Raw genomic sequence first — 12077 nt, 5'->3', positions numbered from 1 at the left:
GTGATCTCCTTTCAGTAGAACAGCGGCAGGACGTAGGGAAACGCGAGGGCAACCAGAACCAGGGCGGCCACGATCCAGAAGATCACCTTGTAGGCAGTCCGCACTTGGGGCACGGCGCAAACGTCGCCGGGCTTGCAGGCATGGGCTGGTCGGAAGATGCTGCGCCAGGCGAAGAACAGCGCGATGAGCGCTGCGCCGATGAAGATCGGCCGATACGGCTCCAGCACGGTCAGGTTGCCGATCCACGCGCCAGAGAAGCCGAGCGCGACCAGGACAAGGGGGCCGAGGCAGCAGGCCGAGGCGAGGACGGCCGCGACGCCGCCGGTCGCCAGTGCGCCGCAGCCGTTCTTGGGTTCCGACATAAGGTTCTCCTTCCGGGACTTCGCTTGATGCTGTAACGTTACTTCCGTAGTCAACTACGGAGTCAAGCGCCATGGAGAACGCTCAAGAGAATCTGACCATCGGGGCCTTCGCCAAGGCAGCCCGGGTCAACGTGGAGACGATCCGCTTCTATCAGCTCAAGGGCTTGCTACCCCAGCCGGAGCGGCCCTACGGTCGCATCCGCCGCTACGGGCAGGCGGACGTGGCGCGGGTGAAGTTCGTGAAGTCAGCCCAGCGCCTGGGATTCAGCCTGGATGAAGTCGGCCAGCTCCTGAAACTGGAGGACGGCACCCATTGCAGCGAGGCGGCCGAACTGGCTGCTCACCGGCTGGCCGATGTGCGCGCACGCATGGCGGACCTCACGCGGATGGAAGAGGCCCTGTCGACGCTAGTGAGAGAGTGCAACGCGCACCATGGCAATGTTTCCTGCCCGTTGATCGCAGCTTTGCATTGCTGCTAAAGGGCCCACTTCGGCTCTTAGCGTACGATTTTTTTCCGTTTTCTGAGACGACCCCTGATTGGCGATGGCTTCGGTCAGCACGGGGCGCAGGTCAGCGCCTTTGAATCGCAGTGACATGGATGAAATCTCCTGTGTGGAAGAATGAGAAAGGCCTCCATCCGATGGGATGAAGGGCCTGTAGTGCACGCGGCCGGAACGGCTGGAACGCCGTGGCGGATGCCTCGGGTCAGCCGCAGGACCGCCCGGTTTCGCTGCGGGGCGTCATGCCGGGACGGCCTGGCGCTTGCGGGCCGCTTTCGCGTCGAGGATGCTCACGTCGATCTGGCGCCAGCGCCCGTCGTCGATGAGCCTCTCCAGCACTTCGCCGAGCATGTCGAAATACACCTCGTCGTGCCGATCGACCAGTTCGACCGATTCACCGTTCTGACGGTGCAGTTCCACCACGTAGGTGTCTCCGCCGCGGTCGTAGAGGATCGTCACCCGGCCCTCGAACTTCGCGGTCGAGACCGTGAAGCTGATCGCCGGCGGGGTCTCGATGATCTTGGAGGGCGTGGGATCGACCCAGGTGAAGTCGCGGGCACCGGCATCCACCAGCATGTGGGTGATGCGCCGGAAGCGATCGGGGGCCGGCATCTCCTCCAACTGCTCGATGAGCTGGCCCAACTCCATGCACTGCGGCGTGGGAATGGGCAGCTTGGCCGGCGCCGAGCCGAGGATGTGCCTCGTGATGGTGTACGGCGTGCCGTCCGAAGTCTCCTCGGTGATGACCTCCGGCGTGTCCGCGCGCAGTCCGTCGAAGCGACGACGGGCATAGGGTTGGACATGCACCTTGGCGCCTTCGGCAGGAACCGTGGTCACCAGGCTGGGATCGAGCACCGCGAACTCGGAAGGCTTGAGCTTGACGACGATGGCATCGTCGGTCGCGGCGACCACCTTGCCGTCGAAGGGTTGGGGGTCGATGGCGAAGCCCAGCGTTGAGGACAGCGGCTGATCATCGAACACGCGGTACTTGAACGACCGCACGTTGCGGGGCACATGGCCTGCGACCAGCGAAGGCATCATGGATTTGATGAGGGAACGATCCATGGGGAAACTCCTTGAGGAAAAACAAGGGATTCCCCGCCCGCAAGGGAGAGGTCCCTTGTGGGTGGCGTGGATGGACGCGGTAGGTCCGTAGGAAGAAACGACCAGCACGGTTTCCCGCGCTTGCAGCCTCGAAGGTCTCGACTGCCTGGGCATGTGCCGGCAACGCCGACGAACATGGGGCAAGCATGGCCCTGGGGCGGTCTGCCTGCCCGCAGGAAACGGCACCGCACCACAACCGTTTTCCTGTGCTGCGGGCAAGAAAAAGCCCCTCGAAAGGGGCTGGAGGAATCAGGCTTGGTACACGAAGTAGTGCTCGCGCTGACGCGGAAAGAACACGTGTTTCCACGTGTCGCCGCTTGTGTTGCCACCGTCGAAGACGACCATTTCGTAGTCGTCCACGTCGGTGTCCACCAGGTCGGCGCTGGCGATATGGCGCATGTGCAGCGTGCCGCTCATGCGCTCGAATACCAGGATCTGGCCGATGGCATCTTCCTGGCTCATGGCGTTGACGCAGGCTCCGAGTTGGTGCTCGAAGTCGGATGCGGGTGTGATGAGGTCGGGGAACATGGGATCGCTCCTGTGAAAGTGCGCCGGCCCGGCTCTCTGGCGGGAGACCGGGCCGGCATGCGGTGAGGACAAGGAAGGCCGGGGATGTGTGTGGCAGCTATTCGCCGGCCAGCGATAGGCCCGGCAACACGGGTGCGTCGGCATCGAGGATGAGGATGCGCACGTCGGCCTGGCCGGCCAGTTCAAGGATCTGTGCCAGCTCGTCCGGCATGCCCTTGCTGCGGTGCTCCTGCCGAAGCTGCTCGGCGGCGATCCCCTCGACGTCCTGCAGGTGCTGGTCCGTCCAGGGCGTGGAGATCAGCTTGACGCCGATCGCCGGGCTGTAGGGAATCCGGAACGCGATGAACAAAAAGGCCTCCGGCGTCGCGAGGTCAGCCAGGTTGGCCAGGTACTGGCCGGTTTCGCGGCTGATGTGCGCGCTGCTGATTTCCCAGCACCGGCTGTAGTAGCCGGTCTCGAAGCTCAACCGCTGCACGACTTCCCGTGCGGCCTCGGCCGAATAGGTGTCGCCAATGTGGACGGGGCGGCCGTCGAAGTCGTCGCCGTGGATCGCGTACACCACGGCACCCACCATGCCTTCGCCGCTGCCCCCTTCAGCCGCGTCGCATTCGGCGATCAGTGCGGCGCCGACAGGTTCGGTGCCAGTCCTGACCACCGCGAAGTCGCTGGTGATGATGCAAGGAGAAGAAACCAGCGCCGCGTCGCAGAGGTGCTGCTGGCTCGGGTGGATGTTTCGCCAAACATGCGGGCTTCCGTCCTCGTAGCTGATGGACAGCGTGCGGACGATTTTCAGATTCCAGTAGCCGCGTAGAAAGGGATTGGGATTCTGGGACATGGGATTTCTCCAACAGAATAATGATGGAGCAAATCCCCGCCACCGGGAATTGACCCCGGTGGGTGGAAAGAAAGGAAACAGCGTCAGGTGACGCTGATCGTTGGCGTTTGGGCCAATCGCTCGGCGACGCGCCGGCGCAAATTCATGCGGAATGGCTCGTCGCTGACGCCCGCCAGCAGATTGATGGTCTCCAGCGCGATCAGGGCCGAAGCCTCTTCGATGTCGGCGGCCACAATGGTCTTGCGCAATTGGTCGCCGAGCTGGAGGGCCTGGGAGGAGGAGCTGATGAAGCGGACCTCGCGGCTCAGGTAGCAGCCGTTGCCGCCGAACTCGAACAGCCGCGGCTTGCTGCAGTACCAGCAGCCCTCGAACTGGATGGCGGTCAGGTGGTGCCCGTCATCGAACCGGGTGGCGATCAGAAACAATGCGTCGAGATCGGCGGTGTCCTCGAACGAATGACGGTCGATCAAGTTCCCCAGCTCTTCGTCCTCATCGGCACGGAAGTGCACGGCGAGCAGTTCGAGCAGCGGCGGGATCGACAGCCCTTCGTCGTCCGGCATCGGAATACCGAGTTGCGTGGCCAGGTCTTCCAGGCCATCGAGCACGTCCGGCCATTGCGGATTGGTGGTCTCGGCGATCTGGGCGATGTAGGCCTGCCCGTTGCCGGGGTGGCTCTCGTCCAGCGCGAAGGCGCCGAACAGCGCCTGGATGACGGGCGTCACACGGTCGAGCACGAGAACGCCGGTGGCTTCGTAGTAGTTGTTGGCCATGAAGGCTCCTTTCGATGAATGAACGGAGCCAGCCCTTGCGGACGATGGCATCCGCAGGGGAAACCGCCTGATGCCGGATGGCGCTGGGCGGGGAGAAAACGCGAGGGACATGGCCTCGAACGAGGCGCATGTCCCTCATGGGGTCCCGTGAACGCAGTGATGAAGGTGTGCCAGGGACCGGCTCACCAACCGCTGTAGTTCAGCAGCAGGTCGGCGATCACCTGGCGACGTTGCAGATCGAGACCATCGAAGTCCGACAGTCCTTGGAAGTGGCAGCGCTTGAGCATGGCACCGCCCTCGCGCGCGTTGTAGAAGCTGAACATGGCGGACAGGAACATGCGTTCCCCGCTGCTCAGGACGCCGAGTGCGTCGTTGGCACGCAGCATGTCGGGACGCAGATCCCACTTGCTCTTTGCCTGGTTCAGGCCTTCGCGCGTGCCGTCGCCAAACCATTGCGGGCCTGCGATCTCGACGCCGCGCTTCCAGACCTCGAAGAAGGCTTGGGGCGCGGCGGCGAAATGCTGCTCTTCCCGCATGATCTGATCGACGACTTCCTGGGGCAAAAGCTGGTTCATGACGTGGTTCCTCCAGTTGGATCAGGGTGTGGCGAGCTGGGACCAGCCGCCTCTTTCGAGGGCACGTTGAGCCGCGGCATAGCTGCGGAAGTACTGGCAGGATTCCCGCGAAACGGGACCTTCTGTATCGCGCGTGCCGATGTAGTGGCCGGCGGCGCTATGCAGGATTTCGAGCGGCAGGAACTTGCCGCAATGGATCAAGGCCAACTGGCCGAAAGAGGCTTGCTGGGACATGGACGGGCTCCTTGGAAAAAGCGGGGCCTCGTCCCTCACGGGATGGCAGCTCCCGCACGCGGTTGAGAAAAAAGCATCGGCGTCACGGGTGACGCGCGTCCGCAGACTCGATGCGATGGCGGACTGGCGGGTAGCGCGGAAAGAATCCGCGGCAGCCTGGAAACTCTGGCTGCTGGCATGGTGCTGACGAATCAGCGACACATGCGGGCAGCTTCATGCGCGAGGCGAGCCGCGTCAGCCGGAAATCGGCATTTGCAACAGCCCCGATTGGCGAACGCGGAAAAAAGAAAGCCCCGCAATAAGTGCGGGGCTGTCAGGAGGATGAGGCGAAACTGGGTCAGCGAGGCCTGTCGCCCAGTACATGCTGCTTCCACAGGGCGAATGCCTCGTCCGGTCCCAGCTCTGCGAGGATGACGATGGGCTGGCCCCGACGGGCACGCAGCGATGCGAAATACGCTGGCCGGTCGGCGATGGCGTTGAGCTTGATGCCCTTTAGGAACAGCAACTGGCGGGGGCGAACTTTGGTGGTAACGCAGGCATGATTGCGCTTGTTTGGGGCAAAAGGGCCAGCGAAGCGGGCGGACACGGCCAGAAAACCGCGACGAACTACTTGTACTTGCCAGGCGAGGCGAACGGGTGACATCAGCATATCGCTATGCGGTAAAGAAGACCGTCCTAAAGCTTGCAGGATCCCGGCATAGCTTCATCATCACCTCTCCGTGACGGCTCATTGGAACGAAAAAGGCCAGCATCGCCGTGATGGACTTTCATAATTGCCAGGTCAACTGGCTTGCGTGCTGTTTATTCACAGCAAGGCATTGCGACGTCGTTGCAGCAATCGCCGCCATCGCAACAGGGCGTTGCAGCAAAAGCGGCGGTGGGCGCTAGCATGAGGGCCAAGCCGCGGCCGCTCATGCTGGGGGCCGTTCTCTTCAGATTGGTGTCCTGCACCGTGTGCATTGCGAATTTCCGGATCGTCCCAATGTCACTGGGACTCCTTTGTGGCGGCCGGGTTCTCCACGCTCATGAACGACTGGGCCACCAGCGCGATCGCCCCGCCCACGATGGCCATGTCAGCGATGTTGAAGGCGGGCCAGTGCCAGCCGTGCAGGTGAAAGTCGATGTAGTCGATAACGTGCCCGCGCGTGGCGCGGTCGAACGCGTTGCCCAATGCGCCGCCCAGAATGAGGCTGTACGAAAGGCCTTCCGTTTTGCGCAGCGGCCGGGAGAGCAGCCATGCGAGCCATGCCGATATTGCGAACGCGATCGCCAGAAAAAACCACCGCTGCCAGCCGCCCGCGCCAGCAAGGAAGCTGAACGCCGCGCCGGGATTGAGAGCGTGAACTAGGTTGAAGAATGACGCCACCTCGTGCGACCAACCCAAGGGAGTTGTCGCGTCAATGTAGCTCTTAGCTGCCTGATCGCCGGCGAATATAACGATCGCGAGTGAGTACCACTGCGTCTTGCGAAGAGATGGTTCATCCATTGTTCATGCCGCCTTGAACTTCAGGAGGCGCAGCCCATTGACGACAACCAAAAGACTTGCCCCCATGTCAGCGAACACAGCCATCCACATGGTGGCATGCCCTGTGAACGTCAACGCAAGGAACACCGCCTTGATGCCAAGGGCCAGAACGATGTTCTGCGTGAGGATCGCCGCAGTGCTACGCGACAGCCGGATGAAGGCGGGGATCTTGCGCAGGTCGTCGTCCATCAGGGCGACGTCGGCTGTTTCGATCGCGGTGTCGGTGCCGGCCGCGCCCATGGCGAAGCCGATGTCGGCACGGGCGAGCGCGGGCGAATCGTTGATGCCGTCGCCCACCATGCCCACCTGGCCCTCGCCGCCGACCAGGCTTTCGATGGTCTTGAGCTTGTCTTCGGGCAGTTGGTCACCACGGGCTTCAGAGATTCCGACCTGGGCAGCGATGGCCGCGGCCGTGTGCTGGTTGTCCCCCGTCAGCATCAGCGTGCGCACACCCAGCGCCTGCAGGTCGGCCACCGCCTCACGGCTGGTTTCCTTCACGGTGTCGGCCACTGCAAAAATGCCGAGCACGGTCGCATCGTCCATCAGCAGGATCGCTGTCTTGCCTTGGCGCTCCAGGGTCTCCAGCCGAGCCTGGAGCGTCGCTTCGCTCAGGCCCAGCTCCTGGGCGAGCCTGTGGTTGCCCATGTGCAACATGCGCCCGGCGACGCGGCCGCGCACGCCGCGGCCAGGCAGCGCCGCGAAGTCGTCGACCTCGTGCAGCGCGATGCCGTCACGGTTCGCCTTGCGGGCGATGGCCTGAGACACAGGATGGTCCGAGCGTGCCGCGAGGCTTGCGGCCCAGGCGGCAACTTCCTGCGCCTCGCCGATCAGCGGCACGAAGTCGGTCTGCTCGGGCTTGCCATGTGTGAGTGTGCCGGTCTTGTCCAGGGCCAACGCCTTGAGCTTGCGCCCGCCCTCCAGGTAGACGCCACCCTTGATCAGGATGCCGCGTCGGGCGGCAGCGGCCAAGCCGCTGACGATGGTGACCGGCGTGGAGATGACCAGAGCGCAGGGGCAGGCGATCACCAGCAGTACCAGGGCCTTGTAGACCCAGTCAAACCATGCGCCGCCGAAGGCGAGCGGCGGCACGACGGCAACCAGCACGGACACCGCGAACACCGCCGGCGTGTAGACGCGGGCGAACTGGTCGACGAAGCGCTGCGTGGGCGCACGGCTGCCCTGCGCGGACTCCACGGCATGGATGATGCGCGCGAGCGTCGAGTCGCTGGCGCCTGCGGTCACCTTGTATTCGAAAGAGCCGGTCTCATTGATGGTTCCGGCGAAGACCTGGTCACCTTCGGCCTTCTCGACGGGCAGGCTCTCGCCGGTGATGGGCGCCTGGTTGATGGCCGATCGACCCGAGGTGATCAGGCCGTCCAGTGCGATGCGCTCGCCAGGACGCACGCGGACCACCGCGCCCTTTGCGACCTCCTTGGCCGGCAGCTCTGTCCATGAGCCATCGGCCTGCCGCACGGTCGCGGTCTCGGGCGCCAAGTCCATCAGCCCCCGAATGGCGTTGCGGGCGCGGTCCAGCGACTTCGCCTCGATCACTTCCGCCAACGCGAACAGGAACATGACCATGGCGGCCTCCGGCCAGTGGCCGATCGCCATGCCGCCGGTGACCGCGATGGCCATCAGGGCGTTCATGTTCAGGTTGAGGTTCTTCAGCGCGATCCAGCCCTTCTTGTAGGTGCTGAGGCCGCCGGTGAAGATCGAAACCAGTGCCAGCACGATCACGGCCCAATGATTGCCGTCGTTGACCCAGTACACGCCTTCGGCGGCCACCGCCGCAACGCCCGAAACCGCCATCGGCCACCAATTGGTCTTGTGCGCGGCCACCGGGGCATCGCGCGGCTCATCAGTCCTCTGGACCTCGGCTTCCATGCCCAGCGATTCGATGGCTTCGACTGCCGGCTTGATCGCGTCGGGTGTGTGCCGAACCGTGAGCGTGCGCTGCATCAGGTTGAAATCCATTCCCTGCACGCCCGGCATGCCTTGCAGCTTGCCGCGGATCAGACTTTCCTCGGTCGGACAGTCCATCTTCGCGATGCGAAGTACCGTGGTGGCTGTCTGCATGTCCTGCCGCGCAGCCTGCATTCCAATGGAAGCAAGCGCCTTCTCGATCGGCGCTGAGGTCGCCAGCGTGTGCTGGACTCCCAGCACACGCTGCATCAGATTGAAGTCGAGCGCGGTCACACCCGGCAGCTTGCCCAGCCGGTCGCGGATCAGCGCTTCTTCCGTCGGGCAATCCATGTTCTCGATCCGGTACGTCACCCGCTCGCCGATCGGCGGCGCGGAAACGGCAGCGGTTGGTTGCTGCTGCAGGGCCGAGGATGGGATCACAGCCGCGGCTTCGATCGGCCCCGTGTGGCCGAAGGTCTGCTCCTTGGCGCGCATGCCGATCGAGGCCAGGACCTGCTCCATCTGCGCGCGTGCCTGAGCGAGGTGTTTCACCGACAGGGTGCGCTCAGCGAGGTCGAAGTCGAGGTCCTGAATTCCCTCGACTGCCCCGAGGTGCGAGCGGATGAGTTTCTCCTCGCTCGGGCAGTCCATGTTCTCGATGCGGTAGGTGGTCGACACGGCGGCGTCTCGGACAGCCTGAGCCTTCATGCCCACCGAATTCAGCGCTTGCTCCAAGGCATCGGCCGAGACTTCGCGGTGCGAAATGGTCAACAAACGCTGCGGAAGATCGAACAGGAGCCGCTCGACACCGGGCATGCCCTCCAGCGTTCGCCGCACCAGTGCTTCCTCATTGCGGCAATCCATGTTGCTCACGTGGAAAACGGTGGTTTCAGTGCTGGCCTGCTCACTGGCGCACGCCGTCTGTTGGCCATTGCCGCCGGAGCAGGCGCATGGGCTGGAAGGTTCTTTGTTCATAGATCGCTCTTCATTGACAAGGTTTTCCCCGGATGCCATCATTAGAAAACCTCTAGTAGATATAGAGTCAAGTTTTTTATAGGAAGCAACCATGATGCGGATCGGTGAACTGGGCAAGAAGGCAGATTGCTTGGTGCAGACCGTGCGCTTTTACGAGTCAGAAGGCTTGCTGCCCGAGCCTGCACGTAGCGAGGGCAACTTCAGGCTCTATGACGAAGTCCATTTGCAGCGCTTGCTGTTCATCCGCCGCTGCCGGGCGAAGGACATGACGCTGGATGAGATCCGTCAACTGCTGAACTTACGGGATCGGCCAGAGTTGGGCTGCGGCGAGGTGAACGCGCTGGTCGACGCTCATATCGCGCAAGTGCGGACCAAGATGAAGGAATTGCGCGCCTTGGAGCGCGAGTTAATGGATCTGCGACGCTCCTGCGATAGCGCCCGAACCTCGCGCGAGTGCGGCATTCTCAACAGCTTGGCCGAGCCCGCCTGAAGCTCGAGCGTGTCATCGGTGCTGGAAGTGATCGGGTCCAGTTCTGAGAGCCACGTGCCGCGCTCCATCATGCGAAAGCGCGCGATTCTGACGTTTTGAGACGGCGTGCGACCGAGGGCGTGGCCCACAGGAGCCAGCGCGAGCCGGACGACCTGCGCGCCGCAATCTCCGCCACCTTACGGGTTCTCCAGGCCAGACCGAGCATCGCGGCGTGGCTGCGCAGGTGCAGGTGCAGGCCAAGGTAGCAGTGCGCCACGACGCGGCCCGACTCATGGGCACGCCACGCAACTCGCGATCGCTTCGCAAGAAGCCGCAAGGCCCGACTCGCGCAAGAATGCGACGTGGGCAAGATCGTATAGCCAGCAGCGCAAGCGTTTGCCGCTGCTGGCCGGCTCCGGAAGGGATAGACAAGCTGCGGGCCGTAGTCCATTGGAAAGTCCATCTTTCTTGAGTGTCACTCTTTGGCGCCCAGCGTGTGCTTTTGCGACCGGAAAGCGCTGAACAAGTGGCCCCCGGGCATCCAGAAATCGCCGTAGTTGACTTGGGCGTCTTCGTGCTCACGCTTGTGATGCCAGCGATGGGCTTCAGCCACCCCGATCAACAATCCCAACGGCCCGACCCGGTATCCCAGATTGGAGTGCTGGAAGGCCAGATGCACGACCAAGAAGCCGAGCCATGCGCCGACGGCCAACCACAGCTTGGAACGCCGCTACTGGCTCAACGGGGAGTGGAAAGGCCGCCCGCCCTCTAGCAAGGCGGCACAAGCGAGCGCGACGATCACTGTGAGTAGCTCCGTCGGAAAAGACGGCCGGCCGGTCGCGAGCTCGCCGAAGAGCACAACCGCAGTGGCGCCACGGATCAGTGGATAGCAGCCATACCGGATGACAGTCGCAATGAAGGGGGCGCATTGGTGCTCATCTGTTCTGTCCTAAAGCTCTGACTGGATTGGAAAACCTTCTAGCTACGGTAGAGTCAAGGGCGTCCGGGAAGACCCTGTGGCAAGTTCGTTGCATCTGCGCCTTGACTCTCCAGCCGCTACAGGCTTCAGCATCCATCGATTTGGAAGGAACAATGCATGGCTGAAAACCACAGAAATCACGAAAACGACGAGTTGGGCCGCCTAGATGCGAGCGATGCGAAGGACCGAAAGATTCTTCTGACTGTGTTGCTGATCAACCTGACGCAGTCCGCCGCCGGCATTGCCCTTGGCATCTGGGCTGGCTCTACGGCGCTGATGGGCGCCGGGTTGGACAACCTCGCCGATGCGTCGGTCTATGCGGTTAGCCTGTATGCCGTCGGTCGTGCGGCAACGGTCAAGGTGGGCGCGGCCCGCTTGTCGGGTTTCTTGCTAATCGGCCTGGCCGCGCTGCTGCTGTTGGAAGTCCTACGCCGCTTCGCTGGAGGGGAAGAGCCTGTCGGCCCAGCCATGATGGCCATGGCCGCGCTGAACGCGGCTTTGAACCTAGTGTGCCTCAGACTACTGCGCCGCCATCGCGGGGAAGATGTGAACTTCAAGGCGTCAGCGATCTTTACCAGCAACGACTCCATCGTCAATGGTGCGATTGTGCTGTCCGGGGTGCTGGTGATGGGGTTCGGGTCGAACATCCCGGATCTGGTGCTGGGCGTCATCGTGGCCGCAATCGCAGCGAATGGGGGGCGGGAAATCCTGCGCGAAGCATCGGAAACAGCTCGCCGTAAGGCGGGCACATAAGGCATGTTTTCGCCCAGTTCATCCCGAGGTTTACCTCTGCAAAAGAGGTAGTCCAGCCTTTGGGCTACGGCCTCGGCTGCAGCCGAGCGTACCATTGGCGATGGCCGCGCGATAGGCGGGCATGCCGTTCTCGACCTCCGTCTGCCGTACAGCAGCGGTGCGCAAGGTTGAGGGTGCATGTCGTCTCTCCTGTTCGTGTGGCCCAGGCCAATGGCCGGGCCGGGACGTTGATGGGCAGGAGAATGGCGCCGAAGGCCCAACGGCCTTCGGCTCGGGAGAAAAGAGGAACCACCCGTGGGCTGATTGGCAGGCCCGGTCGTCGCTAGAACCGTCTGCTCATCAAGCAATCACACCCGGCCCATGTCGTGGCTGGGGCCGGCATCGTCTGGCGCACATCCGCGCACAAAGGGAGCCCGTTTTTGCACCGGCGGGCACCGGCACCGATTACCGCTGACCACGAAGGGTCTCCCGGTGGCTCGTGCAGCCTGGCAAGCCACCGGGAGACCCTTCGCAGAGGGCGGAAGAAACGCAGATCAACAGAACGCGCGTGGTGCGGCTCGCAGAGA

The 12077-nt window shown here is 63.2% G+C and carries 15 protein-coding genes; 3 read left to right on the top strand and 12 right to left on the bottom strand.

What is annotated here, in order from left to right:
• Positions 1-11: 11 nt before the first annotated feature.
• On the bottom strand, positions 12-362 hold the full coding sequence (gene merT / locus D8767_RS21140; protein WP_003116827.1) for a mercuric ion transporter MerT: 351 nt from the start codon (positions 360-362) through the stop codon (positions 12-14).
• A gap of 71 nt (positions 363-433) precedes the next feature.
• Here merT and merR point away from each other — a divergent pair, with 71 nt between their 5' ends.
• Entirely contained in the window at positions 434-841 is a 408-nt protein-coding gene (gene merR, locus D8767_RS21135) for an Hg(II)-responsive transcriptional regulator (RefSeq protein WP_003098939.1), read from the top strand.
• Positions 842-1102: 261 nt separating this feature from the next.
• Here the strand turns inward: merR and D8767_RS21125 are convergent, their stop codons facing one another.
• From D8767_RS21125 to D8767_RS21080, 9 genes are all read right to left on the bottom strand, one after another.
• A complete protein-coding gene (locus D8767_RS21125; RefSeq protein ID WP_003098941.1) occupies positions 1103-1927 on the bottom strand; it encodes a hypothetical protein in 825 nt (274 codons plus the stop codon).
• 288 nt (positions 1928-2215) lie between these two features.
• On the bottom strand, positions 2216-2494 hold the full coding sequence (locus D8767_RS21120; RefSeq protein ID WP_003116828.1) for a hypothetical protein: 279 nt from the start codon (positions 2492-2494) through the stop codon (positions 2216-2218).
• A gap of 97 nt (positions 2495-2591) precedes the next feature.
• A complete protein-coding gene (locus tag D8767_RS21115; protein WP_003116829.1) occupies positions 2592-3329 on the bottom strand; it encodes a hypothetical protein in 738 nt (245 codons plus the stop codon).
• Between the two features lie 83 nt (positions 3330-3412).
• A complete protein-coding gene (locus D8767_RS21110) occupies positions 3413-4099 on the bottom strand; it encodes a hypothetical protein (protein ID WP_003116830.1) in 687 nt (228 codons plus the stop codon).
• Between the two features lie 182 nt (positions 4100-4281).
• Positions 4282-4674 carry a hypothetical protein gene (locus tag D8767_RS21105; protein WP_003116832.1) on the bottom strand — a complete coding sequence of 131 codons (393 nt, stop codon included), beginning with the start codon at positions 4672-4674 and terminating at the stop codon, positions 4282-4284.
• A gap of 21 nt (positions 4675-4695) precedes the next feature.
• Positions 4696-4908: a hypothetical protein gene (locus D8767_RS21100; RefSeq protein ID WP_003116833.1), complete on the bottom strand. Its 213-nt coding sequence runs from the start codon at positions 4906-4908 to the stop codon at positions 4696-4698.
• 337 nt (positions 4909-5245) lie between these two features.
• On the bottom strand, positions 5246-5557 hold the full coding sequence (locus D8767_RS21090; protein WP_003108988.1) for a hypothetical protein: 312 nt from the start codon (positions 5555-5557) through the stop codon (positions 5246-5248).
• Positions 5558-5893: 336 nt separating this feature from the next.
• Positions 5894-6394, bottom strand: coding sequence for a signal peptidase II (gene lspA / locus D8767_RS21085; RefSeq protein ID WP_003098955.1), 501 nt, complete (start codon positions 6392-6394; stop codon positions 5894-5896).
• 3 nt (positions 6395-6397) lie between these two features.
• Positions 6398-9310, bottom strand: a complete 2913-nt coding sequence (locus D8767_RS21080) for a heavy metal translocating P-type ATPase (RefSeq protein ID WP_003098961.1) — start codon at positions 9308-9310, stop codon at positions 6398-6400.
• A gap of 91 nt (positions 9311-9401) precedes the next feature.
• Between D8767_RS21080 and cadR the strand changes: the two genes are divergently transcribed.
• The gene (gene cadR, locus D8767_RS21075) at positions 9402-9800 is read left to right on the top strand and encodes a Cd(II)/Pb(II)-responsive transcriptional regulator (protein WP_003098965.1); all 399 of its coding nucleotides are present in this window, start codon (positions 9402-9404) and stop codon (positions 9798-9800) included.
• Positions 9801-9867: 67 nt separating this feature from the next.
• On the opposite strand, the gene D8767_RS29755 is transcribed toward cadR, so the two are convergent.
• Both D8767_RS29755 and D8767_RS29040 read right to left on the bottom strand, forming a co-directional pair.
• On the bottom strand, positions 9868-10230 hold the full coding sequence (locus D8767_RS29755) for a DUF3703 domain-containing protein (protein WP_196495817.1): 363 nt from the start codon (positions 10228-10230) through the stop codon (positions 9868-9870).
• A gap of 24 nt (positions 10231-10254) precedes the next feature.
• Positions 10255-10458 carry a hypothetical protein gene (locus D8767_RS29040; protein ID WP_023657334.1) on the bottom strand — a complete coding sequence of 68 codons (204 nt, stop codon included), beginning with the start codon at positions 10456-10458 and terminating at the stop codon, positions 10255-10257.
• 417 nt (positions 10459-10875) lie between these two features.
• Between D8767_RS29040 and D8767_RS21065 the strand changes: the two genes are divergently transcribed.
• Complete coding sequence (locus D8767_RS21065; RefSeq protein ID WP_003098972.1) at positions 10876-11511, top strand: cation transporter; 636 nt, start codon at positions 10876-10878, stop codon at positions 11509-11511.
• The last annotated feature ends 566 nt before the right edge of the window (positions 11512-12077 follow it).

It is taken from the genome of Pseudomonas sp. LTGT-11-2Z, from assembly GCF_003691445.1.
In the GTDB taxonomy this organism is placed as follows: domain Bacteria; phylum Pseudomonadota; class Gammaproteobacteria; order Pseudomonadales; family Pseudomonadaceae; genus Aquipseudomonas; species Aquipseudomonas monteilii.
Note: the sequence above shows the minus strand (reverse complement) of the source record. Positions and strands in the feature narration are given on the sequence as shown.